Genomic DNA, 25,554 nt, shown 5'->3' on the forward strand with positions numbered 1-25,554 from the left:
TACATCTCCAAAGCTTCGATATACAAAGGTTCGGCATCGCTGTACCTTCCCTGTGATTTGTAGAGTCCTGCCAAATCGTTCAGGCTAGTTGCCACCGAGGGGTGTTCATCCCCCAGCAGGCGTTTATACATCTCCAAAGCTTCGATATACAAAGGTTCGGCATCGCTGTACCTTCCCTGTGATTTGTAGAGTCCTGCCAAATCGTTCAGGCTAGTTGCCACAGATGGGTGTTCATCCCCCAGCAGGCGTTTTCTCATCGCCAAAGCTTCGATATACAAAGGTTCGGCATCGCTGTACCTTCCCTGTGATTTGTAGAGTCCTGCCAAATTGTTCAGGCTAGTTGCCACAGATGGGTGTTCATCCCCCAGCAGGCGTTTATACATCTCCAAAGCTTCGATATACAAAGGTTCGGCATCGCTGTACCTTCCCAGTGAATAGTAGAGTGCTGCCAAATTGTTCAGGCTAGTTGCCACATCAGGGTGTTCATCCCCCAGCAGGCGTTTTCTCATCGCCAAAGCTTCGATGTACAAAGGTTCGGCATCGCTGTACCTTCCCTGGGAATCGTAGAGTAATGCCAAATTGTTCAGGCTAGTTGCCACATCAGGGTGTTCATCCCCCAGCAGGCGTTTTCTCATCGCCAAAGCTTCGATGTATAAAGGTTCGGCATCGCTGTACCTTCCCAGTGAATAGTAGAGTACTGCCAAATTGTTCAGGCTAGTTGCCACAGATGGGTGTTCATCCCCCAGCAGGCGTTTATACATCTCCAAAGCTTCGATATACAAAGGTTCGGCTTCGCTGTACCTTCCCTGTGATTTGTAGAGTACTGCCAAATCGTTCAGGCTAGTTGCCACATCACGGTATTCATCCCCAAAACATTTTCTAGCAGCTGATAAACTTTGTTCACGCCAAGGTAAAGCTTGCGCGTAGGCTCCTTGACCTTCGTAAAATCTACCCAAGCCTACAAAAGGCCAGATTAAATCATCATCGCTTAACCAAGCTTGGTAAACTGTAGCGGCTTCCGCAAGGTGAGGGATGGCAAAAGTTGCTTGAGCAATTTCTATCAATGTAGGTGTCTGAGGAATATCTTTTGCTACTGCTACCATTGCTTGACAAAAGCCGCGCTTGAGTTCATCAGCTTGAGCTAACTCTTCTAACTTCTGCTGCAATAATTCCCGAATGCGATCATGGATTTGATAGGTATCTTCTGCCAATTCTTGCAGCAAATAACGCTCAACTAAAATAGTGCAGTTACCTTTGAGATCAAATTCCAAATCGCTGTAACTTGCTGCTGATTCTACCAAAGACCAAGGGATAGGAGCCAAAGCAAACAAACTCAACAGACAAGCCAATTTTTGTGCCTCTGATTCCAAGCTTTGCCAATTCAACTCAAAAGCTGCTGCTACACCAGACTCGCCATCTGTTGCTTGCTTTTGTAGCTGTGCGAGAATGTCTGCTAGCATAATACTCCTCCTCGGTTTTGACTATGCCCTGCTATTTGGTAGAGTGCAATAGGTAAATAACCGATTAATTTACAAATTTTTCTTGCTGTCTCATTTTCCTGTTGAACATATTCATCCCCCAATAGCTTTGCTAATAATTCTAAAGCTCCATCTTCTGACAATCCACCTAACGGCACTGATGGATATGCTAACCCTGTATTTAGACGAGTGGTAATCAACACCTTAAACCGAGAACCTTTAGGTGGCAGATAGGGTTGAATTTGCTTCCAGTCTTTGACATCATCAAATATTAATAAAACTTTGCCAGCTTGCCACTTCTTCCAGCAATAAGCAACTTGACCTGCTAGGCTTAATCCATCTGGTGGATTAAAGTCAGGTAAATTCACAACACCAAACTCTACTAACTGGGTTCCCAAATCAATACCTTGGGGATTTAACCAACAACACCCGCCAGAATAATCTTCCAAATATTGCCATGAGTATTGAATAGCTAACTCTGTTTTACCCACGCCACCTTTCTCAGTCACATCGCTAATAGCCACAATATCATTTGCTTGCAATAACTGACGCAATTGTTCTATTTGCTCATCCCTGCCAACAAACTCACGAGCTTGACTCTGTAGGATATTATGCGGAATATCAAACGGGTTGAAATAAGATTTTTCAATATCTCCATCCCAATTGCGGGAATAAAAATAAGTAGGTAGTTGTTTTTTATCTAAACTCTTAAATCGCTGTTTAATTACCTCGGTAACTTCCGTCATATTCGGGGGAAAAGTCCCATTAGCTGCTGCAAAAGCCTCTCGCACAGCTTGAGAAAAGTATCCTGTTTTTTCTGTAGAATTTACCTTTGCTGTCTCTCCTTCCCGCGTCGCCAGTAACACAAATTGTTGACTAGCTGGGTCTGGATCTCCACTAAAAAAAGTTTTCCCAGGTAATTCACCTGATTGGTATCGTAGCAATGAAGGAAAATTAGCACAGGCATCAACAATACAAATATGATTACGAATCTGAAATTTCTTTGAAGCCAAATAAACTAATAAAGAATTCAAATTTAAGTTCTGGTAATTCCGTTCATTCGCATCAGCAAAAAACAACCGACGCTCTCGTTCTGAGGTAATCAAACCATGTCCCGCCCAAAAAATGTAGAGTAAATCCCCCGACTTTGGGGATAAAAAGTTAGTCACAATGTCGGAGATATTTTGCTCAGTTGCTAACTCTACAGTTAACCCACATTCCCCAATTAACTGATGATTTTCTTCGAGTGCTGATAAACATAACCGGATATTCTGCTTCGGTACACCGCGCCGATGCAGCCAATGAGCAAATTTCAGCGCGTCATCGGCTGGCCCTCCACCCGGCACATTCCAAGCAGTTTCATGGTATTTTTCAATACCCACAATTAACCCAAATGTCCGCTCAGGTTTCGCCATCAACTGCATGATGACCTAGCCTCTCACGTTATGGAGAAAATGACCTAACCCCCTAGCCCCCTTCCCTACAAGGGAATGGGGAGTCAAACTCCCCTCTTTGCTTCGGAGAGGGGTTAGGGGAGAAGTTCTTCTACGATTACTGAATTGGTTTTCTAAATACCGTAAAAAGTAAACCATTATGGCAACCTCGAAATAATCGCTTCCCAGGTTTTGGCATTTGTCCAATAAGCACCGTGAGAACGGGGAAATGGTTGTTTACTATCTACTACCACATCCTGCACACGCTCAGGAAAAATTCTATTACCTACGTAACTGAGAAAATCCCGTAAATCGTAGATATTCAACCATTCCGGGAAAGGCTCTGGTAATAACTGCCCATATTCTAAACTGTAGAGGGCGTTAATCTCATATAAAAACGGTGCTTGGGAACCAACTGTTACCAATAATTCCACTTGAGACAATTGCTGCTGCACGAGCAAATCTACACAAGCAATACCTCCCAAACTATGGGCGATTAAAACCACTGGCGGTTCTGCTTGTTCGATTTGTTGCTGGATAAACGCCCTGATTTTTTCACCTCGCGTCTGATACAACAAAATATCACCAGGAACGGGAGAATATTTATCAGTTACTTCCAAGCGGTTTCCTTTTACATAATATGTTCCGCCGTGCTGCGCTAGTCCAACAAGTGGCTTTAACAACCACTCACCTAACCCTAATTCCGCCTCTGTCAAAGCCAGAGTCAGCAATTCCACAACTTTATCGCGCAATTGGGCATCGGTGAGTATCGGGGAAAATTTTTCTTGCTGTTCGCTAATAAACATTGCTTGAGCGATAATTGCTCTAGCTATTGGTGCATAATATTCACTCAAATCAGATTCGCAAACCGTGAGCAATGCTTGATCATACGGTTCACTGTGGACAACATCTTCTCGTGCTTGCTCAAATACCTCTGCAATTCCCGCCTCTTGCAACTTAGCTTGTAGTTGAGATGCCAGAGTGAGACTGGCTACACGAGATTCTAAAATATCCCTTGGCTGTTCCCCAAAGAGATTTCCTGACTCAATTGGTTTTGGTTTTAAAGACAACAGCCGTAACTCATACAAAGGATCGCGGTATAATTGCCCCCACAAGATAATATCTGCATCTTCTTCTCTTTGAGATAAAGCCAGTGTCGCATCTTCCAAGGGTACTGATGCCCGGTTATCATTGAACTTTGCACCTAATCCACCCCAAAAACACGGAGAAACTTTAATATCAGGACGTTGGGCGTGAATCTTTTGCTCAATTATCTCAAAAGTTTCGTTGTATTCTCGTTCTCTAATGCCTGTGCCATGTACAAATATTACGGTGGTCACAATAATTCGTAATTTCTAATTCGTAATTCGTAATTTTTACCCCATACCTGAAGTTAGGGGCTTGAAATAATGATACTATCTACGCGTTTTTATATTTCCATTGATGAATCAAAGGGCTTGTACCTATTTAATTACGAATTACGAATTAGTAATTATGTATTATTCCTCACTACTTTCTTTAAGACAAGTTGATTTCATTGACTTGGTTTATTAAAAACTTCTAAAATCTGTCGGCAAATCTGTTTGAGTTTATTCTCGATTTCATCAGAAGGCGAAGATGCGCCGACAACACTCCAGTTTTCTACCGTAGAAAGTCGCCACGCTTCGCCGCGATGATCAAATCCAGCTACTTCCACGCCGATCGCCCGACGGGAATTATTGATGGGATCTTGATAAAATCGGATTTGAATTAAAATACTGCGACTTCGCCAAGATTTGCTAATCCCAGGAAAGTGAAAGCCAATATCTATAGAATCTGGATCGACTAACTCCCTGGTTTCCGGGTCATTTTTCCAGGGTTTGAGATCAGATTTGGCATCAGGAAACTCGAATTTGAACAAATTAACCACCGTAGCAATGTTGCTGGCGAGTTCAAGGTTCGTTGCCTGTTCAGCTGCGTTCACTAAAAAACACTCCTATAATTGCGTCGGCATCTTTGGGGATGTGAAGACAGAAAAACTGCCAGAAGGCTTATATAATTGGTGTTTCAGCTTATCAAGACCTTTGAGATTTAGCAACTCTAAATCATACTTTCCTAACAATCCTGGTTACCAGACAGATACCAAAAATCGCTTCTTGTTGAGACTGGCTAACACCTTTTAAGTAATTGTACTTAAAAAGCAGATGAAACTCTGCCGTTTGTAAAAAATATCAAGATTTTCTGCAAAATCCTTGGCAGATAAGAACGATAAATTACGCTAGCGATCTAAAATGACACTGTTAATCGGTAAAAAAACAGTAATCAACTTCAATATATGGCGCGTCAACGCTCGATTTTTTCATTTTTCCTAGTATTATTGGCCACATTCCTAATTAGTTGTGGTGGCCCTGGTGTTGCGGTAGCACCTCCGACTTATACAGCAACACAACTTGAAAGAATTCAGGCTTATATTCCTGAAATTCAGGCTGTGCGCGATCGCTCACAAGAGTTGAAAACCCTGATCCAAAGAGCTGATTGGATCAATGTGCGTAACTTTATACATGGGCCCATAACAGAAGCAAGGCTGAACCTGACTTACGTAACTCCCAACCTTCTGCCCAAAGACCAACCCGCAGCACGTCAGATAACACGAGATTTGTTTGACGAACTGGTTAAACTTGATAAAGCTACTAGTGCTGGCAATCCTCAACCTGCCTTGACTAGCTCTGAAGCTGCTTTTGCAGACTTTGACAAATTCCTCAATCTGCTTCCTAAGAAAGAAGAGGGTTAAAAGTAGAGACGCGATTAATCGCGTCTGTTAGAAGTTAGAGACGCGATTAATCGCGTCTGTACAGTAGAAACGCGATTAATCGCATCTGTACAGTAGAAACGCGATTACTCGCATCTGTACAGGAGTTAAGAATTTTAAATTTTTAACTCCTCACTCCTAACTTCTAACTCCTAACTTCTCATTTAAAGCACAAGTCATGAATGTAGTTATTATCGGCTGTGGTGTAATTGGAGCTGCGATCGCATACCAACTGAGTCAAGTAAAAGGGCTAAAAATCACAGTTTGCGATCGGCAAGCACCAGCACAAGCTTCCACGGGCGCTGCACTTGGCGTTTTAATGGGCGTAATCAGCCAAAAAATTAAGGGCAAAGCTTGGCAGATGCGAGAAACTAGCATCCAATGCTATGAAACTTTGATTCCTGAACTAGAAGCTTTAACAGGTCGCCAAATCCCCTTTAACGGCCAGGGAATTCTCAGTCTTGGTTTAAGAGAGGAGAATTTAGCAGCATGGGAAAAACTTGTGGAAGTTCGCCACTCTCAAGGCTGGCATTTAGAAATATGGGATACGGCTAAACTCAAAAATATCTGTCCTCAAATTAATAACGAACAAATTACTGGCGCTGTCTATTCTCCCCAAGATCGTCAACTCGATCCAACTGCTCTGACATTAGCTTTAGTTGAGGCTGCCCAGCAAAACGGTGTAATTTTCAAATTTGGTGTGGCTGTTTTGGATGCCCAAACCTCACCACCTGATTCTTCCCCTCAATTTTGCGTTCAACTTGAGACTACAGAAGGAAAAATAGCCGCAGATTGGTTTGTAGTCGCAGCAGGGCTAGGTTCAACACCACTGACGGCAAAATTAAATCAGATAATTGATATCCGCCCCGTACTTGGGCAAGCGTTGCAAATGCATGTAGGGCATTTGTTAGGTAATCCAGACTTCCAGCCAGTGATAACGGGTAACGATGTGCATATTGTTCCTCTGGGCGGTGGAAATTATTGGGTGGGTGCAACAGTGGAATTTCCCAACAATGGCGATGAGATACCGCCAAATCAAGAACTGCTGGAATCTGTTAGAAAACAAGCGATCGCATTTTGTCCAGAATTAGCTACAGCAACCATTCGCCGCACTTGGTCGGGGTTACGTCCCCGTCCTGAAGGACGCCCAGCCCCAGTTATTGGTAAGTTACCAGGGTTTAATAATGTCCTCCTAGCTACCGGACACTATCGCAACGGCGTTTTACTAGCGCCCGCTACAGCTTATGCGATTCGTGAGATGATTATTTCTTAGGGAATGGGGACTGGGGACTCGCGACTGGGGACTTGGGACTGGGGACTGGGGACTAAATTCTTCATATCAGTATTCAATACTCAATCCCTAATCCCCAGTACCCAATCCCCAATCCCCAATATAGGAAAACAGCGTGTCAATAACAGAACATAAAATCAATGTAGATTCACTGGAATGGTTTTATCGGGAATCTTTACCAATCGGTAGAACTGACTTAGCACCTGTGTTGTTGCTACACGGCTTAGTCTCACAAAGTTATAGTTGGCGTAATATTATACCTGCTTTAGCGAATCAGGGTACAAGAGCGATCGCTCCCGATTGGATTGGTTACGGCTTTTCTGCAAAACCAGAAAAACGAGATTTTGCTTATACTCCCGATGCTTTTATTACAGCTTTAGAAGGATTTGTTAAAGCGCTAGAAATTGAACACTTTTCTTTAGTTGTCCAAGGTTTTTTAGGTTCTGTAGGATTACAATATGCCTTGCGTCATCCAGAACAAATTGCCAATTTAGCTATTTTAAATACACCAATTTCAACTGCTGCCAAATTACCCTGGAAAATTAAACAAATGGGTTTACCTTTGGCAGGTGAAGTAATGACTCAAGACCCGCTTTTGGTTGACCGGACACTAGAAGGTGGAAGCCGTTATCGCATCGAAGATAAAGATTTAGATGTTTATCGAAAACCATTTTTAAAAAGTTCTTCATCTGGGCGGAGTCTCTTATCAAGTATTCGCAATTTACAGCTTGATTCAGCAATGAAAGAAATAGAAGCTGGCTTTAAAGAATGGCAAGAGCCAATTCTAATTCAATGGGGTATGATTGACCCTTGGTTACCCGTAGACATTGCCGAAAATTTTGACAAATCCGTACCAAATACCGAATTAATAAAACTTAATAACGTCGGACATTATCCTCAAGAACACTACCACGAAGCAATTTTGCAAGACCTTTTACCCTTCGTGCGTCGTAAAGATGCTCATTGACAATATACTTTTGGCAAAAATCGATATCATAAAAATGAAACTACAGATAAACACCAATAATTTATCTGTGGTAAAGAAATTAATTCTGGATTTTTGCCAGACTTATAACGTTATTTCAGCCTGCATTTGTGAACTTTTTATTACCATTAAAAATGGATTGCAACCACAAGTAAAGGAGATTAATCTTCATGGCTTATTCATGGTTTAAAGCTTTTCATATTGTCGGATTTGTAGTTTGGTTCGCTGGTTTGTTCTATCTGGTACGTCTTTTTATCTATCATGTTGAAGCGAACCTTGAACCTGAACCAGCACGAACCATACTGAAAAATCAGTATCAAATCATGGAAAAGCGTCTCTACTATATCATCACTAACCCAGGAATGTTTGTGACGATCGCAATGGCTATCGGTTTATTAACCACTGAACCAGATGTTTTAAAAGAGGGTTGGTTGCATATAAAACTACTATTTGTTGCCATTTTAATTGGCTATCATCATTACTGCGCTCGACTGATGAAAAAGTTAGCAGTAGATGAATGCGGCTGGAATAGTCAGCAATTACGTGCTTTAAATGAAGCACCTACAGTTATGTTAGTAGCGATTGTCTTGCTAGCTGTGTTTAAGAATAATCTACCTACAGATATCGCTGCTTGGGCTATTTTCGCCATGATTATTTTGATGGCAGTTACTATTCAACTTTACGCCAAAAAACGCAGGCAAGATAAAGATAAATTGACGGCACAAATAGGGGAACCACAAGAACAAAGTTAGACAAAGTAGGGTAGCACAGCTATGCTACCTTACTAAACGTTGCATCACAAGAATAAATTCTATCAATTAACCATTACCTCATCCTGAAAACGTTTACAGTAAATCATCCCCAGGAATCAGGTAGTATAAAAAGTATATTTGCGATTAGCGACATAACGAGCCAAATCTGCATCTTCTGCGATCGCATCAAATGACCATTTTTCATCTTTTCCCAAGAAATCTTGTAGTTTCATTATGCACCTACCTTAATTTACTTACTTCTAGGTATAAACATTATTTTAATAACTGATGTTGTTTGAAACTATACGCTCAACTGAAATATAATGTCACAATTTTTACTATTAATTTATGATTTAGCACACAAAAATTCACAGATGTTACACTGAAGAAAAAACTATTTATTGGCGATATATATTAAATTTTTTCCGTAATATGGTTCAAGTTCAGAGGTTGAATGGTGAACGATTTCGTAGGGGCGCAGTGTCTAAGGGCGGGCTACGCTAACGCACATTGCCTCAATGCAATCCTTGATACAGGCTACATTGTTAATTAGCTCAATTTCTCTGCTGCGCGTCCAAGCAGCAACTCGTCGTCAGGCATCGCCTCGGCAAAACCCGAAATGACTAACAAAGAACTGTTGCAAATTATTGAACAAGCTGCAAGAGACAAGGTGACAGAATTAGACCTTTCTTACAAAGGGTTAAGAACACTGCCACCGGAAATTGTCCAACTCACCAACCTGCAAACCCTCCACCTCAGCAGTAATCAACTGAGCAGTCTGCCAGCGGAAATTGTCCAACTCACCAACCTGCAATCCCTCGACCTGGGCAGTAATCAACTGAGCAGTCTGCCACCGGAAATTGTCCAACTCACCAACCTGCAAACCCTCAACCTGGGCAGTAATAAACTGAGCAGTCTGCCAGCGGAATTTGGCCAACTCACCAACCTGCAAACCCTCCACCTCAGCAGAAATCAACTGAGCAGTCTGCCATCGGAATTCGGCCAACTCACCAACCTGCAAACCCTCTACCTCAGCGATAATCAACTGAGCAGTCTGCCAGTGGAAATTGTCCAACTCACCAACCTGCAAACCCTCTACCTCAGCGATAATCAACTGAGCAGTCTGCCAGCGGAAATTGTCCAACTCACTAACCTGCAAACCCTCGACCTCAGCAGTAATCACTTCCACCTCTACAGTAATCAACTGAGCAGTCTGCCACCGGAATTTGGCCAACTCACCAACCTGCAAACCCTCAACCTCTTCAATAATCAACTGAGCAGTCTGCCACCGGAATTTGGCCAACTTACCAACCTGCAAACCCTCCACCTGGGCAGTAATCCACTGAGCAGTCTGCCACCGGAATTTGGTCAACTCACCAACCTGCAAACCCTCTACCTCAGCAGAAATCCACTGAGCAGTCTGCCACCGGAAATTGTCCAACTCACCAACCTGCAATCCCTCGACCTTAGCAGTAATCCACTAAGCAGTCTGCCACCGGAAATTGTCCAACTCACCAACCTGCAAACCCTCTACCTGGGCAGTAATCAACTGAGCAGTCTGCCACCGGAAATCGTCCAACTCACCAACCTGCAAACCCTCTACCTCAGCAGTAATCAACTGAGCAGTCTGCCACCGGAAATTGTCCAACTCACCAACCTGCAAACCCTCTACCTCAGCCATAATCAACTGAGCAGTCTGAGCAGTCTGCCAGCGGAATTTGGCCAACTCACCAACCTGCAAACCCTCGACCTCAGCAGTAATCAACTGAGCAGTCTGCCAGCGGAATTTGGCCAACTCACCAACCTGCAAACCCTCGACCTCAGCAGAAATCAACTGAGCAGTCTGCCATCGGAATTCGGCCAACTCACCAACCTGCAAACCCTCGACCTCAACAGAAATCAACTGAGCAGTCTGCCATCGGAATTTGGCCAACTCACCAACCTGCAATCCCTCGACCTCAGCTTAAATCAACTGAGCAGTCTGCCACCGGAAATTGTCCAACTCACCAACCTGCAATCCCTCGACCTCACCTACAATCAACTGAGCAGTCTGCCACCGGAATTTGGCCAACTCACCAACCTGCCATCCCTCAACCTCCGCGATAATCAACTGAGCAGTCTGCCATCGGAATTTGGCCAACTCACCAACCTGCAATCCCTCTACCTCTTCAATAATCAACTGAGCAGTCTGCCACCGGAAATTGGCCAACTCACCAACCTGCAAACCCTCCACCTCAGCAGTAATCAACTGAGCAGTCTGCCACCGGAAATTGTCCAACTCACCAACCTGCAATCCCTCGACCTGGGCAGTAATCAACTGAGCAGTCTGCCACCGGAAATTGTCCAACTCACCAACCTGCAAACCCTCGACCTCCGCTACAATCAACTGAGCAGTCTGCCACCGGAAATTGTCCAACTCACCAACCTGAAAACCCTCGACCTGGGCAGAAATCAACTGAGCAGTCTGCCACCGGAAATTGTCCAACTCACCAACCTGCAAACCCTCAACCTGGGCAGTAATAAACTGAGTAGTCTGCCACCGGAAATAGTCCAACTCACCAACCTGCAAACCCTCGACCTCCGCTACAATCAACTGAGCAGTCTGCCACCGGAAATCAGAGAACTACCAAACCTAAACAAGCTCGATCTTCGTAGAAATCCACTCCCCATTCCACCAGAGATTCTTTTGGGTATGAAGGAATTATATGAAGATCCAGGTGATGTAAATGAAATTCTCGATTTCTATTTTCGGGTGCAAGATCCAGCCGAAACCGAACCTTTCTACGAAGCAAAATTCTTGATTGTTGGCGAAGGAGGAGCCGGTAAAACTTCTTTAGCCAAAAAAATCAAAGACGAAACCTACAAACTTCAGCCAAATGAGAAATCAACTGAAGGCATTGAAGTCATCCAGTGGCACTTTACACAACCCAATAGTAAAGATTTTCGCGTTAACATCTGGGACTTTGGCGGTCAAGAAATCTACCACCAAACTCATCAGTTTTTCCTCAGCAAGCGATCGCTCTATGCTTTAGTTGCCGACACTCGCAAAGAAAACACTGACTTTTACTGGTGGCTAAAGGTTGTCGAACTCTTGAGTGACAAGAGTCCAGTTATTATCATCAAAAACGAAAAACAAGACCGTCAGTGCGAAGTCGATGAAGGAAAGTTACGAGGAGAATTTGACAACCTCAAGCAAATTCTACCAACCAATTTAGATACTAATCGCGGTTTAGCAGAGATTAAAAAGGCTATTCAGCTTTACATCAGTAATCTTGACCACGTTGCTACACCTCAACCAAAACTCTGGGTAAGAGTCAGAGCCGCTCTAGAGAACGATTCCCGAAATTATATCACCTTTGATGAATACTGTAACCTTTGCCAAGTTAATAAATTAACTGACCGTGAAGACATGAAAAACTTGAGTAAGTATTTACATGACCTCGGCGTTTGCCTGCACTTTCAAGACGATTCTACACTCAAACACTACGTCATCCTCAAACCGGAATGGGGTACAATTGCCGTTTACAAAGTTTTGGACAGTCAAACTGTCAAGCAAAAGCCAGGTTGTTTTACCAAAGAAAACCTCAAAGATATTTGGCAAGACGGCGAATATGCAGATATGCGAGATGAACTCCTGCAATTAATGATGCGGTTCAAGCTTTGCTATGAAATTCCGGGTCGTCGTGACATTTATATTGCGCCTCAATTGCTTTCCATTGAAAAAGCTGATTGATTATACCTGGGACGATCGCAACAACCTTATCCTGCGCTACACCTATACATTCATGCCCAAAGGCATCCTCACCCGCCTTATTGTCGAAACACACCCTTGGATTGAACAGCAAAAACTCGTTTGGAAAAACGGTGTTGTTCTCAACAAAGACCAAACTCGTGCTGAAATCATTGAAAACTACAATCAACGAGAAATTAAAATCCGTGTAGCCGGAAACCGTACAAAAGAATTGATGGCAGTCATCACCCATGAACTCGAAAAGATCCACAACTCTTACGAACGTTTGCAATATCAAACCCTAGTTCCTTGTAACTGCGAAACTTGTAAAAATCTGCCCACCCCTTATTCCTACTCTCTAGAAAAACTCAACAAACGTTTGAACGCTGGTCGTTACCAAATTGAGTGTGAAAATAGCTATGAAATGGTAGATGTCCGTAGGTTAATTGATAATGTCATGCTCCAAGACATTAGAGCAGATGGAGAACTCAAACCCCAAGTTACACAGTTACAAAGCGAACTGGAGCAACAAAGAGAGGAATCATTAAAACAGCACCTAAAGGATAGCAATCAAAAGGAAGTGTTTATCTCTTACACTTGGCGAGATCAACAAAGTAAGCCACTTGTAGAGAAAATAGAGCAAGCATTTCAAGCCAAAGGCATCAAAATTATTCGTGATACCAATGCAATTGGCTATAAAGGAAGATTTAAAGAATTCATGCAGCGTTTGAGCCGTAGTACATGCGTAATTTTAGTAATTAGCGACCAGTATTTAAAATCTCCCAATTGTATGTTTGAGCTAGTGCAAATTGCTAAAAATGAAGAGTTTGGCGATCGCATCTTCCCTATTGTTTTACCAGATGCCCAAATTTATGAGGCTACTGATAGGCTTAAGTATGTAGAATATTGGGAAAACAAAGTTCAGGAATTGGATGCTGCCTTAAAAAAGGTATCCGCAGCAAACCTAGACGGCTTTCGAGAGGATATCGACCTTTACGCGGAAATTCGCCAATACCTACCACGGCTTGCGAACATTCTCAAAGATATGAACACGCTCACGCCTGATATTCACAGCCAATCAGACTTTGAGGAATTGCTGAATGCGATCGCACAGCGTTTAGATGAGTAAAAATAACCTATTGGTTGGCCTTAAAGGTTGAGCAATGTCTCCAACAGGCTAGACCTACGCCCTTTGAACTCGACAATTTGTGTTGTGAGGTACAAGCTTTAAGTTCAAAAGTAGAATAATCAGGGTGAAAGGTGCAACTTCGAGGATAAAAGGCGCAACTTCGAGGGTAAAAGGTGCAACCTCAAGGATAAAAGACGCAACTTCGAGGGTAAAAGGTGCAACCTCAAGGATAAAAGACGCAATTTCGAGGATAAAAGGTGCAACTTTGAGAATAAAAGACGCAACTTCGAGGGTTAAAGGTGCAACTTTGAGAATAAAAGACGCAATTTCGAGGATAAAAGGTCAAGCGATCGCTCTTTTAACTCGACAATTGGTGTTAAAAGGTGCAATCTTCGAGTTCAGAGGTGGAAAGGTGAAGGTTGAAAGTAAATCTTTGGCTCTTTAATTCACTTTGAAGCTTACACAGTCCAATCCTGTGTAATCAAGTTTGGAACTTTGCTAAAGTCGCTAGTGTTGCGAGTCAATAATACTAAGCCTCGTGAAAGTGCGATCGAAGCTATTCTTAAATCCATCCTGGCTATGCGAACTCTTTGCGCTCGTAACCCTTCAAATATGGTTACTCCTCCAGCATCGAATGGTAAAATTGGTGCTGCCGAAAACCCCCGAATGATTTCCATTAACAGAGTATATCCCCGAACTACATCACCAGGTGTTTGGGAACGCATAATAAAGGTATGAGCGCCAATTACTTGCTCATGGAAACTAACAATAGAAAAAGCAAAATCTGTGGACTGATGCTGGGCAATATGAGCAGCTAATATTAAAAACTCTGTTCCTGAGCGTCTTTGAAGAAAACTGATATGGTCAGTGTCCAGTAGATATCTCACAGTTGTTCGCCAGTCTCTTCTGTAAATATGTCAGCGTGGCGTAATGACCGACCATACTCTAAAGCTTCCAAAAATGCTGGTTCATCAGAGATTGAGCCAATAACCTTTTCCAGCCAATTACTACAGGTAGGCGCATCAATGACTCGATGTTTGATATCTGCAACTGTTTGTTCAAGAGTCACTAAACGTTGTTCAAAATTTGCTTCATCTAACATAATTTTCTTTGATAATTTAGTTTCAATGGTAATGCTTATCCGCGCCTAGACAACGCGGATGAGCATTTTGTCCATCACAACAAACTAAGGTTAGGTGTAGCTGTGGTTTTAGTCTGGTAGGCGTTTTTGACACCAATCCAGTTACTAGCAATTGGCATTCGCCAACCAGTTCCAAAGGCGCGATCAGTAATTTTTAAACCGGGGGGTGCTTGTCGCCGTTTAAATTCAGCCCGCGCTACCATTTGGATTACTCGGCCTACAATTAGCGGATCGTGACCGGCTGCAACTATTTGGGCTGCTGATTGGTGATTATGAATCAGGCGTTGCAAAATATCGTCCAAAATTTCGTAAGGCGGTAGAGAGTCTTGATCAACTTGACCTGGTTTGAGTTCGGCACTGGGTGGTTTAGTCAAGATATTTTGTGGGATGATTTCATTATTGCGATTTAACCATTCGCAAAGTGAATAAATTCGGGTTTTAGGAACATCTGCAATTACAGCCAATCCGCCATTCATATCTCCGTAGAGAGTACAGTAACCAACTGCCATTTCTGACTTGTTGCCGGTAGATAGGAGAAGATAGCCAAATTTATTAGCGATCGCCATTAATAAATTACCGCGAATCCGAGATTGGATATTCTCTTCAGCCAGTCCAAACTCAGTACCTGCAAACAAATCATCTAAAGTACGATCAAAGCCTTGCATTAACTCGCCAATTGGTAAAAGATGAGTCTTAATCCCCAAATTTTCGGCTAATGCCACAGCATCAGTGATGGAATGCTCGGAACTGTAAGGGGAAGGCATGAGGACACCGAGGACATTTTCTTTACCAAGTGCAGCAGTTGCGATCGCAGCTACTATTGCAGAGTCAATTCCGCCACTTAAACCCAACACTACTTTAGAAAAGCGACACTTACGAGCATAATCTCGTACTCCTAAAACCAAAGCTTGCCAAATTTCTTCATCTCCCGATTCATAGACAGGTGCTATAGAACTTAACTGCAAATCTCGTTGCACTTCGTCAAATTCAACTACCACTAAATCGGTATCAAAGCCACGGGCACGACACATAACTTCACCTTTACGATTCAAGGCAAAACTCCGCCCATCAAAAATTAGATCATCATTTCCGCCAACTTGATTAGCATAAATCATCGGTTGTTGAAAACGTATTGCACTATGTCTCAGCATTGTTTCACGAAACTGCTGCTTGCCGACAGTGTAGGGAGAAGCAGATAAATTTACAATTAAATCTACACCCAAAATTGCTAAGTCAGCAATCGGATTTACTGCGTAATTACGTTTGCCCCAAAATTCCTCATCGTTCCATAAATCTTCGCAAATAGTTACGCCAATATGGATATTATCTAGAGTGAAATAATTGGCTCGTAAACCTGGCTCAAAATAGCGACGTTCGTCAAATACATCGTAAGTAGGCAAAAGTCGTTTGTGAAAAACTTGCTTGACCTTGCCATTCTCTAACAAAGCCATGCTGTTAAATAAGGTTTTACCACCACTAATATGTGCTTTGAGATTCTGTTCAACATTTCCTACTAATACAGCTAAATTTGGTGGTAAATCCTGGGCCAAGTTTTGTAAAGTGATACCCATAGCTTCCACAAAACTAGGATTTAGTAATAAATCTCTTGGTGGATAGCCACACAAAGAAAGTTCTGGTGTTAACAATAAACGCGCCCCGGTAGATGCTGCGCGTTGTGCCGCCTCCAGGATTTTTTGGGCATTTAAAAGCAAATCACCAATTGTTGGATTAATTTGAGCGATCGCAATTTTCATTGTGGATGTTATCTTTAAGATTTTGGATTGTACAAAAGTGGCTAATTTAGCTTTTATTTAGATAGCCAATGTTTTAATTCTTCATCAATAAAGTAGCTGACTAAATCTTGATAGACTTTTTCAATCACATCTGGGCTTAATCCTGCTTCTTCAGCCCATTGTCGTCTTTGCTGCAACATAGTATTAAACCTTTCTAGGGCTTTGACGTTTGTTTGATTAGTTTTAAATTTTGCTGCGGCTTTCACATATTCAAATCTCTTTCCAAAGAGCGAGATAACTTGTTGATCAATTGTATCAATACAAACACGAATTTCTGGAAGATTAAAACAATCGTTTGATTCTTTCATAATTTGGTATTTCCAGCATCTTAGTGGTTCATTAAATAAACACCAAAGGTTTATCTTTTAAAGGCGCAAAAGCTTCGGCGTTAAACTTATACAAACTAGCCGGACGACCAGCACCTCGTGATACTTTAATTCCGGTATCGCATAAAAAACCTAACTTGAGTAGACGCGCTCGAAAATTAGAATAATCGGAAAAATTGTCACCTAAAACTGTGGCGTATAACTGATACAAATCATTCAAAGTAAACATTTCTGGCAAGACTTCAAAAGCCACAGGGCTATACTCTAATTTATTCCGTAACCGCCGATGTCCATAAGCCAGAATTTCGTTATGATCAAAAGCTAATTGCGGCACTTGTTTTACCGGATACCAAGCTATACCAGTCACGCGATCAGCAATTAATTCGGCTTCTTCAAATCGCACCAAGGCAAAGTAACTAACTGATAAATAACGCACACCATAACTATCAATTGCTTCCCTGGGATCGCGATTCGGCCCGCCAAATGTATACAGTTGTTCTAAATAGAGATTGTTGACCTTAATTTTCTCTGCCATAATGCGATAGGCGGCATCTTCTAAGGACTCTCCTGGACGTACCAAAGTACCAGGAAGACTCCAATGATTTAAAAATGGTTCTTGCTGTCGCATTACTAATAGAACTAACAGCCGATTTTGTACAGTATCTACAGAAAAAATTACATTATCAACACCAACCTTGAAATCGGCCAAAGGTTGTTGGTTTAACGGAGTTGGTATCTTTTTTGGTGAACGTCCTGGCATTCGTACAAATGCTCTCGATTAATATAGGCAACTACAGGGGCTGTGAGGGCTTGAGAATCTCCATGTTCGCGGTAGGCTGTTGAGGAAACATCTAGACCGGTCAGACTAGCGATCGCAATTTTCCCTCCCAGCTTTTGCACTACCTCTGAACTAGATTCATCTATTGCATATCCCGGTCGCGGTACAATCAGTAGTTGCACTTCCTGTAACAAATCTTCAATACGATACCAACGTGGTAGCTGACTCAGTAAATCTGAACCAACGATCAACGTCAATTCAGCATCTTCACCCCAACTAAGCTTTGCTTTTTCCACTGTTTCCAGCGTTTTGAAACTACTCAATTCTTGTTCCAAAGTAATATTGTGCCGTGGTGCGTCTATATTCGCAATCAACAGTTGCAGCATTGCCGCCCGATGTTCTAAGGGTGTTTGATGAGACTTAAATGGATTATCTGCTGCCCAAACCGCTACCCAATCATAACGCTCAGACAACCAACTTAGAATTTCTTGATGTCCAGCAGTTGGCGGATCGGCACTAGTTCCAAACAAAGCAACTCTCATCATCTTACTTTGCGTCCTTTGCGTCCTTTGCGGTTCGTTTCTTAGTTTCTTCAGTCAACACCCGTAACCCCTCAGAAATCTCCACTTCTACAGCCGCTGGATGATCCAAACGCCTTGTCTGTTGTGGCAAACTGGCAACTGAGGCGGCGGTACGTTGACGAATTGTTGCCAATGACTCCAAAGGCTGTATCCGTTCACCTTGTTGCACTACCAACTGCAACAAAGGTTCTTCTTCCACAGAACTTTCACCTAAAAGTCCCAATCTGTCTGCTTTTACCTTACCTCCTGTATACGAGCGAAAAATCTGCTTGCGCCCTGGATAAGTTATCTTGCCACTAGACTGCTTCATCACTGGGATACCATCAATGTCTACAAGTTTATAAACTCCATTTACAGGCGAACCTGTAACTAGTCGCGTTCCTAATCCGTAACCATCAATTTCGGCCCCAGCAGCTTTTAATTTGGCAATCTCCCACTCATCCAAGTCGCCACTGACAAAAATTGGCACACCGGGAAGGAGCGATCGCACCTGTTTTGATAAGGTAACTAAATCTCCTGAGTCCAATCTCACTCCTGTTAATTGCATTTCCCCGGAATTTACTTTTTCGGCCAAGCGCCCGGCAGCAGCAATGGTATCGTAAGTATCAATCAGCAATGGCGCACCCGGAAAATATTGATGAAATGCACTAAAAGCTTGTTCTTCAGTGCCTTCTATTGCTGACAACGCCATCACCAAGGCGTGTGCCATCGTACCACTTGGCTTTTGTCCTAGTTGTAGCGCTGCTAACACATTAGAAGTGGAATCTAAACCACCTGCCAACGCCGCCCGCGCCGCCCACAAAGACCCTTGGGGACTAAATGCTCGTCTTGTGCCAAATTCTAAAAGTGTTGCTTGCTCCCCCGCTACATCCCGCAACCGTGCTGCTTTTGTGGCAATCAAAGTCTGGTAATTAATTGTATTTAAAAGGTAAGTTTCCACTAGTTGCGCTTGCCAAAGGGGTGCTTCCACCCGCAATAGTGGTTGATTGGCAAATACAGCCGTCCCTTCTGGTACTGCCCAAACATCACCCGTAAACTTTCCCTCAGCTAATAGTGACCAAAAGCGATCGCCTACGTGAGCAAAAATTCCCGTTGCCTGTAATGCCGCAATTTGCGCCGAACTAAAGCGGAATTTGGCTAAATATTCCAATGCCTGCGTCAGCCCCATTGCAATTAAATAACCAAAACCCTCTGGCAATCGTCTGACAGATAATTCAAAGCTTGCCCGTCGTTGTTCTATACCCTCGCCTGTGTAACAAGCTGCCATTGTTAACTGGTAAAGGTCGGTCAGCAAGCTGTAGTCATCCGCAGATAGGTTTAGTTCCTGGTTCTGCTGGCTTTGCTGTTTATATACATAATCCAAATCTGGCAAAGTTGTCATGCAAGAGCTTCCTTACAAGATGCTTCTGCTATTTATGGTAATATTTACCATAAATAATGTCAACTACCGACAAGTATATTTTCTGAGATTGCCGTATAACAGTAGATGGAGAGGTAAATTAATCCTAACTTCATCAAATACTTAATATTTTTTAATAGTAATAGCTAGCAATAATGTTAATGGGGTAAGGCGGCTAATGAAAAGAAATAATATCCTGTAAGGCAAGTTTGTTTACGAGCCTCTTTCCCAGACTGGGGTTGAAAAAATGGCTAAATTACAATTAGAATTAATAAGAAAAATTTGGCTTTTTGACAAGCTAAAGTATTGCGAAGTTATCTGAATAAACATTGCATATAATCTCAATATATTGAGAACACGAGCCACCGAAGAATATCCAGCATTAAAGTAATAGGTATCACTTATATAGCGACTCGAAAATAAGGAGTCAAATATCATGGGTATTTCCAACATCATTGCGAACATAACCAAGTATATTTCTGAAGCTGCAATGCGGATTTTTGGGCCTAATGATGACGCTTATCCTGCTACAGGCGTACAACCTTTTACAGGTGAACCTTACGATAAGCGTAAAGATGATAATAATTAGGTGCTGAATATAAAAATCTCTGCTGATAGTAGCGGACAAGATGCCTGCACTACTCAGATTTCAAAAGGGACTATTTTGAGAACCATAGTTTTTAAAAGTTGTGGGAGCATCTTGCTCCCATATTGTAGTAGCGGGTAAGATGCCCGCACTACTTATTTATCGTGTTGTGCCGTTAGTTGTAAGTTGGGAAAGATTCAGGAAATAAGTTGATCGTTGTTTTGATATAACTGTTAGGGAATTAACAAGGCGTTATAGCGATGAATTATGCTCAATATAAGAGCAAAGAGCGGAGTTAATTAGAGATTGGTAGCCTTTACCTTTGCTTTTAAACCAATCGAGAATATCTTGATCTAGTTAAATTAATGTGGCTTCTTGGCTAACAGGTTTTACCATTTTGGCTGTTTCCCAGAATTGCTGATCTAATTCAGGAATATCTGAAATATTAATCGCTGTATCCGGGATATTTTGAAGTTCTTTAAGTCGATTGGCCGAGATACTCATAGTAGGTTCTGCTTTCTTTGGGGTGGCTTTCGGGCAGAAGATAAAGGCGTGATTTTTTCCTCACGCCTTTTTATTTAAACTTTTTTTCCACCAGCTGCTAAGAGTTCCAGAATGACTCCATTTGTCCAGCCGAAGCCAACTTCGTTAGAACTATATCCAAAGCAGATTTCGTCGGAAACGTTGGCAGAACAGCGTTCAACATCGTATTTCTCAACTAGAGTGTTGTGACGCCCGAATTCTTTAATTACCATAGCTAGGAATTTGTTGGCAATGCGATCGCCTTCTGTATGAAACCCATAACGGTGAAGTCCTTGGACAGCAATTAATGTCAATGGTGCCCAACCGAAAGGAGCATCCCACTGGTTTCCGGTGACACGAGTACTGGTAAAAATTCCGCCTGGGGCTTCAAATAAAGAGAGATTTTCTACGACGCGTTTGGCTTGGGTTGGTGAAGCAATTCCCAGCCACAGGGGATAGAACGTAGTAGCAAATTCGTAGCGGCGGCGTTTTCCACTCTGGAAGTGGTAGTCCAGATAAAGTCCCTGTTCTTCATCCCAAAGACGCAGATCGATACGATCGCGGCGGATATTTGCGCGATTGCTCCATTTTTCTTCCAGTTGTTCGTTCCCCAGAATATGCTTAATTTGCGCCATATCAAGTTCAACCTGATACAGCAAACTGTTGAGGCACACAGGAGCGTAGTGGAGGATATCAGCACTGAAAGGGCCAAATCGGTTGGTGATATCAAAACCGGACTCGCGCATGGTGCGATCGCCCTTATAAAATAGTCTGGTCAGTTCGTCAGTTTCCTGGTTGTAATAAAGACTAACGTCATAATCCTCAACTTCAAAAGTTTTATAGTACTCCTTGACGCGATCGTAGTGGCTTTTTCCCTCCTCATCCCGCTCGGAGAACAAAACTTCTGGCGCGGGGCCTTCTCCAAGAGCATAGAATCTAGATAAGCCTGTTGCAGAATTCAGGTGCGGCGGTACTACCCAGTAATAGTAAAATTGCTCTAGTAGCGGTACGGTTGACCTTAACCACTCTTTATCCTGGGTGTGCTGGAATAATGCTAAAACCATCATGCTGAGGACAGGAGGCTGCGATCGCGACAGCATATAAGTCCGGTTAGAATTGAGGATGATGCCGTAATTCTGCACCTGGTACAACATTTGGTCTACTTGGCTTTGCGCTAGCTCTAATTCCCCATCGTGCAAAAGTCCCAGTAATATAAAGTAGCTGTCCCAGCCATACATTTCATTAAAACGCCCACCTGGTACCACATAAGGCCCTGGTAAGTATAGTAACCCATGCTCTTTAATCGACTCTACTTCCGGTGGCAAAGTGCGAATTTCAATTCTTTGCATATCCTCGGCAGATAGCGATCGCTCTAACACTCTCCGAATATTGGGACAATCTTCTAAAGGTGAAACGTAGACAATCCAAGGAGTGTCTGTTTTGTGGTCTAGCTTAGTATCCTTGGCAGATTGCAATAAATGTTCGTGCGATCGCGTTAAGGTTTTCCAAGTTTTTTTGATATGCGATCGCACAGCGTCAATTTGCGCGGTGGTAAGTGCTGGTGGAGTCTCAGTGTAAGCTGGAGTGGTCATAATTCATCTCAAAATTCAAAATGGGGGCTGGGGAATAGAGACTAAGGACTAAAAACAGGGAGTAGCGCTATCAAGGTGAATCTGGATGAGACTGCAACTTCTATTTCATTACTAGCTCAGAATTCGGAACTTTGAGATCAGTAATCAGAATTTTCAGAATTCTAAAGGAACAAGTGAAGATTTGAGTTGAACGAATATGAAATTCAATCTACATGTCACCTTGATAAAGGCTAGATCGCGCAGCAAAAAAGCAAGGCAGAAGAGTTTTCCCCTCTGCCTTCTACACTTTTCCCTCTGCCTCTTTTGCCCAATACCCCTTAATCGCTGACTAACAGCGCAACTGGAAAATGGGCGAGGGCTGCTGCGATAGATAATGTTTCTTTAGCCTGTAAGGGTTGCTGAGTTAGGACATTTTTTCCAGAGAAGGAAGTTCCATCGGGTAATTGTAGGTGTGTATCTTGCCAAACTGACTCGCCCAAGGGATTATCTCCTGGCTGGATGAGGCTTGTTAAAAAGCGAGGCGCGATCGCGATCGCTGTTTGATTCCCCTCCCGCCGCGCAAAGGCGATTATATGATTGGCGTAGGTTCCCTGAACTTCTAACGGTAGATAGTCGCCGTCCTGGAATAATGAGACATAGTTTGTTCTGGCATGGAGTAATTGAGCCGTTAAAAACAGTTTTATTCTGCCGTCGGTTTTATCACTCAGCAACTCTTGAATCAAACCTAGAATGTCGGTTTTCGCCTGTTCGTGGATAGCGCTTAAGTAGGTGCGTCGCTGTTCAAAATCCACGGTACGGCGGTTGTCTGGATCAACTAGGCTCAGTTCCCAAAGTTCTGTTCCTTGGTATAAATCAGGCACCCCTGGCACAGTAATCTTCAGTAGAGTTTGGGAAAGAGAATTGAAGATACCATACTCTGCTATTCGCCCTTGAAAGGGACGAAACGCTTCTAGAAATTCCCCGGAGAGAGAAGGGTCGAGTACCTTTTCAATAAAGGAGGTACAAGCTTCTTCATACTCGCTATCAGGTCGCAACCAAGCTGTATGAACTTTCGCTTCTCTAATTGCCTTTATTATATAGTCTTTTACCCGTTCCACAAAGGATGCATATTCATGTTCCGCAAAGGGAAACGCTCCTACTAAGGTTTGATAGATAAAATACTCATCGTTGCGATCGGGCATAGCGAACCCGTGGCGGTGGCTCCGGTGTCCTCGATTAATGGCACTCCAGGTATTTACCTGCTGATCCCATTCATCAGGGATTTCTGACAACACATTCAACCTAGCCCGCACATCTTCGCCGCGTTTGGTATCGTGGGTGGCTGTGGTATTCATTGTGTGCGGCCAAGTTGCTTGGTGCTGTTTGTTAAAAGCATGAAATTCGCTGACTGAAATCCCAAAATGACCGGGATTACCTCCGACTTCATTCAGCGACAGCAAGCGATTGTAAACATATAATGTGGTGTCTTCAACACCTTTAGCCATTAGCGGGCCGCTGTATTGCTGCATCCGCAAGACAAAATATATCCACTGTTCGCGTTCTGTTTGAGTCAGAGAATTATCAAACTCTAGCAGCATTAACTTTTCAATAAAGGTCAATTCATGCTGCAACAGAGGCGTTTGTTCTTTGGCTTGGTGAATTACTTCTTGAATGGTAGCGCGATCGCTATCCCCAATTCCATCTGGTGTAATGTAGGTACGGTAAATCGGGAACATTGTTAAAACTTCCGCGATCGCTCTTTTTAAGCCATTTAAGGTAAAATCATTCCCATAGCGATATTTGCTAGAAATATTCTTTAACAAACTAGCTAGATTGTCAATATCACCTGCTAAATTCTTTTCCAGTATCAAGTGCTTTTTATCCTTTACCACCGAAGCATAATCTGCTCGTGAACCAATAAAGTTTTGGTAAATTTTATCGAACTGCGATTCATTTTCAGTTTGACAAAATACGCCATTTACATAGTTCAAAAAGTCATATCCAGATGTACCTTCAATTTTCCAATTTTCCGGCAAATCTTCGGTGAGTTCTAAAATCTTTTCAACCGTAATATAAACATCACCCATCTTTTCCCGTAGTCTTTCAAGATACTGGATTGGGTTATAAAGTCCATCAATATGATCGACGCGTAAACCTGTAAATTTGCCTTCCTCAACCAGCTTTTCAATAAAGCTGTGGGTATTATTAAAAACTCGCAGTTCTTCAACTTTAACGGAAATCAACTCATTGACAGTAAAGAAACGGCGGTAGTTCATTTCCTCTGCCCCAACTTTCCAGAAGGCGAGACGGAAAAATTGGTCATTGAGTAAATCATCTAGGAGATTAAAGCTTTCTGAATTGCCCGGTTCTCCATTGAAAGTTTGGATATTTTCGTCAATGAACTCGCGGATAGTATCGTTAGTGGTGTAGAGTTCCCAAACCAATCCTTTAATAAATGCGATTTGGTCTTGTCGCTGTTTTCCCGCAACTTCTGAGGGGACATTTTTGAGAATGTAGAGAATCCCCAATAGCTTAATAAAATCGGGGTGATTACGTCCGAGTGTGCGCGTGAGTTTACCCAGATTATAGATGATAACTTTTGTGTAAGAGTCTAACCGCAACGGCAGTTTCAAGCTGTAATAGTTGACAGTTAAACCGTTTTGTTCATATTGCAGTTGAATATTTCCGTTTTCCAAGGATACACCGTAGAAGTCTCCCAGTAGCGGCGCTAGAATTCGCTGTTGGCGATCGCCAAAGGGAGCATTCCATGAAAGGTCGAAGTAGTCGGTATAGCTGGAATCTGGACCGTGTTCTAATATGTCCATCAAATAAGGGTTTTCGCTGGTATAGGCCATGTGGTTGGGCACAATATCTTGTAACCAGCCCATACCAAGGGATTGGATTTCGCCAACTAATTCATCAAAGGATTCATTAGTTCCCAGTTCTGGGTTAAGTTGATTGGCATCTACTATATCGTAGCCATGCGTACTCCCGGATCGTGCCTTGAAAATGGGGGAAGCATACAAATCGGAAATACCTAAATCTGCCAAATAAGCTGCGATCGCTTTGGCGTCATCAAAGCCAAACTGAGGTGTGAACTGAATTCGATAGGTAGCGGTAGGAATTCGCATATTTTTTTTGAGTGAGGAGTGAGGGAGAGACGCGATGAATCTCAGGGAGAGACGCGATGAATCTCAAGGAGAGACGCGATGAATCTCAAGGAGAGACGCGATGAATCTCAAGGAGAGACGCGATGAATCTCAAGGAGAGA

23 protein-coding genes are annotated in these 25,554 nt (G+C 42.7%); 8 read left to right on the forward strand and 15 right to left on the reverse strand.

From position 1 onward, the window contains the following. From V7L20_RS25030 to V7L20_RS25045, 4 genes are all read right to left on the reverse strand, one after another. On the reverse strand, nt 1-1,460 hold a 1,460-nt coding region (locus tag V7L20_RS25030), incomplete at its 3' end, for a tetratricopeptide repeat protein (protein ID WP_334746668.1). Next, the gene (locus tag V7L20_RS25035) at nt 1,454-2,893 is read right to left on the reverse strand and encodes an NB-ARC domain-containing protein (RefSeq protein WP_334746669.1); all 1,440 of its coding nucleotides are present in this window, start codon (nt 2,891-2,893) and stop codon (nt 1,454-1,456) included. The genes V7L20_RS25035 and V7L20_RS25030, both read right to left, overlap by 7 nt. Nucleotides 2,894-3,069: 176 nt before the next feature. Then, nucleotides 3,070-4,251, reverse strand: a complete 1,182-nt coding sequence (locus V7L20_RS25040; RefSeq protein ID WP_334746670.1) for a hypothetical protein — start codon at nt 4,249-4,251, stop codon at nt 3,070-3,072. A 194-nt stretch (nt 4,252-4,445) separates the two neighbouring features. Next, nucleotides 4,446-4,874 carry a hypothetical protein gene (locus V7L20_RS25045; protein WP_334746671.1) on the reverse strand — a complete coding sequence of 143 codons (429 nt, stop codon included), beginning with the start codon at nt 4,872-4,874 and terminating at the stop codon, nt 4,446-4,448. Nucleotides 4,875-5,225: 351 nt separating this feature from the next. Here V7L20_RS25045 and psbQ point away from each other — a divergent pair, with 351 nt between their 5' ends. The 7 genes from psbQ (at nt 5,226) to V7L20_RS25080 (ending at nt 14,031) form a co-directional block, all read left to right on the forward strand. Next, nucleotides 5,226-5,681 carry a photosystem II protein PsbQ gene (gene psbQ / locus V7L20_RS25050; protein WP_334746672.1) on the forward strand — a complete coding sequence of 152 codons (456 nt, stop codon included), beginning with the start codon at nt 5,226-5,228 and terminating at the stop codon, nt 5,679-5,681. 196 nt (nt 5,682-5,877) lie between these two features. Then, a complete protein-coding gene (locus V7L20_RS25055) occupies nt 5,878-6,972 on the forward strand; it encodes an NAD(P)/FAD-dependent oxidoreductase (RefSeq protein ID WP_334746673.1) in 1,095 nt (364 codons plus the stop codon). Nucleotides 6,973-7,105: 133 nt separating this feature from the next. Further along, on the forward strand, nt 7,106-7,957 hold the full coding sequence (locus V7L20_RS25060) for an alpha/beta fold hydrolase (RefSeq protein WP_334746674.1): 852 nt from the start codon (nt 7,106-7,108) through the stop codon (nt 7,955-7,957). 188 nt (nt 7,958-8,145) lie between these two features. After that, on the forward strand, nt 8,146-8,727 hold the full coding sequence (gene hemJ / locus V7L20_RS25065) for a protoporphyrinogen oxidase HemJ (protein ID WP_334746675.1): 582 nt from the start codon (nt 8,146-8,148) through the stop codon (nt 8,725-8,727). A gap of 619 nt (nt 8,728-9,346) precedes the next feature. Further along, nucleotides 9,347-12,460, forward strand: coding sequence for a leucine-rich repeat domain-containing protein (locus V7L20_RS25070; RefSeq protein WP_334746676.1), 3,114 nt, complete (start codon nt 9,347-9,349; stop codon nt 12,458-12,460). Further along, the gene (locus V7L20_RS25075) at nt 12,444-13,586 is read left to right on the forward strand and encodes a TIR domain-containing protein (protein ID WP_334746677.1); all 1,143 of its coding nucleotides are present in this window, start codon (nt 12,444-12,446) and stop codon (nt 13,584-13,586) included. Before V7L20_RS25070 ends, V7L20_RS25075 begins: the two co-directional genes overlap by 17 nt. A 124-nt stretch (nt 13,587-13,710) precedes the next feature. After that, nucleotides 13,711-14,031 carry a hypothetical protein gene (locus tag V7L20_RS25080; RefSeq protein ID WP_334746678.1) on the forward strand — a complete coding sequence of 107 codons (321 nt, stop codon included), beginning with the start codon at nt 13,711-13,713 and terminating at the stop codon, nt 14,029-14,031. 13 nt (nt 14,032-14,044) lie between these two features. Here V7L20_RS25080 and V7L20_RS25085 read toward each other — a convergent pair whose 3' ends face one another. The 7 genes from V7L20_RS25085 to V7L20_RS25115 form a co-directional block, all read right to left on the reverse strand. Then, entirely contained in the window at nt 14,045-14,473 is a 429-nt protein-coding gene (locus V7L20_RS25085) for a type II toxin-antitoxin system VapC family toxin (RefSeq protein ID WP_334746679.1), read from the reverse strand. Then, the gene (locus V7L20_RS25090; protein WP_334746680.1) at nt 14,470-14,688 is read right to left on the reverse strand and encodes a transferase hexapeptide repeat containing protein; all 219 of its coding nucleotides are present in this window, start codon (nt 14,686-14,688) and stop codon (nt 14,470-14,472) included. The genes V7L20_RS25085 and V7L20_RS25090 overlap by 4 nt, the downstream gene beginning before the upstream one ends. Before the next feature lie 74 nt (nt 14,689-14,762). Then, nucleotides 14,763-16,481, reverse strand: a complete 1,719-nt coding sequence (locus tag V7L20_RS25095; protein ID WP_334746681.1) for an NAD+ synthase — start codon at nt 16,479-16,481, stop codon at nt 14,763-14,765. A gap of 53 nt (nt 16,482-16,534) precedes the next feature. Continuing rightward, nucleotides 16,535-16,828: an isochorismate lyase gene (locus V7L20_RS25100; protein ID WP_334746682.1), complete on the reverse strand. Its 294-nt coding sequence runs from the start codon at nt 16,826-16,828 to the stop codon at nt 16,535-16,537. A 31-nt stretch (nt 16,829-16,859) separates the two neighbouring features. Further along, nucleotides 16,860-17,606 carry an NUDIX hydrolase gene (locus tag V7L20_RS25105; RefSeq protein ID WP_334746683.1) on the reverse strand — a complete coding sequence of 249 codons (747 nt, stop codon included), beginning with the start codon at nt 17,604-17,606 and terminating at the stop codon, nt 16,860-16,862. After that, complete coding sequence (locus V7L20_RS25110) at nt 17,567-18,166, reverse strand: nicotinate-nucleotide adenylyltransferase (RefSeq protein ID WP_334746689.1); 600 nt, start codon at nt 18,164-18,166, stop codon at nt 17,567-17,569. The genes V7L20_RS25105 and V7L20_RS25110 overlap by 40 nt, the downstream gene beginning before the upstream one ends. 4 nt (nt 18,167-18,170) lie before the next feature. Further along, on the reverse strand, nt 18,171-19,586 hold the full coding sequence (locus tag V7L20_RS25115) for a nicotinate phosphoribosyltransferase (protein ID WP_334746684.1): 1,416 nt from the start codon (nt 19,584-19,586) through the stop codon (nt 18,171-18,173). 454 nt (nt 19,587-20,040) lie between these two features. Here V7L20_RS25115 and V7L20_RS25120 point away from each other — a divergent pair, with 454 nt between their 5' ends. After that, nucleotides 20,041-20,193 (forward strand): hypothetical protein, encoded by a 153-nt coding sequence (locus tag V7L20_RS25120; RefSeq protein ID WP_334746685.1) that lies wholly within the window; start codon nt 20,041-20,043, stop codon nt 20,191-20,193. A 249-nt stretch (nt 20,194-20,442) separates the two neighbouring features. Here V7L20_RS25120 and V7L20_RS32840 read toward each other — a convergent pair whose 3' ends face one another. From V7L20_RS32840 to treY, 4 genes are all read right to left on the reverse strand, one after another. Next, nucleotides 20,443-20,535, reverse strand: coding sequence for a BrnA antitoxin family protein (locus V7L20_RS32840; RefSeq protein ID WP_442943627.1), 93 nt, complete (start codon nt 20,533-20,535; stop codon nt 20,443-20,445). A 12-nt stretch (nt 20,536-20,547) separates the two neighbouring features. Then, nucleotides 20,548-20,694, reverse strand: a complete 147-nt coding sequence (locus V7L20_RS25125) for a hypothetical protein (protein ID WP_334746686.1) — start codon at nt 20,692-20,694, stop codon at nt 20,548-20,550. Nucleotides 20,695-20,768: 74 nt separating this feature from the next. After that, a complete protein-coding gene (locus V7L20_RS25130; protein ID WP_334746687.1) occupies nt 20,769-22,304 on the reverse strand; it encodes a trehalase family glycosidase in 1,536 nt (511 codons plus the stop codon). A 317-nt stretch (nt 22,305-22,621) separates the two neighbouring features. Then, a complete protein-coding gene (treY, locus tag V7L20_RS25135; RefSeq protein ID WP_334746688.1) occupies nt 22,622-25,414 on the reverse strand; it encodes a malto-oligosyltrehalose synthase in 2,793 nt (930 codons plus the stop codon). Nucleotides 25,415-25,554 lie beyond the last annotated feature (140 nt).

It is taken from the genome of Nostoc sp. (genome assembly GCF_036916735.1).
Taxonomy (GTDB): Bacteria; Cyanobacteriota; Cyanobacteriia; order Cyanobacteriales; family Nostocaceae; genus Nostoc.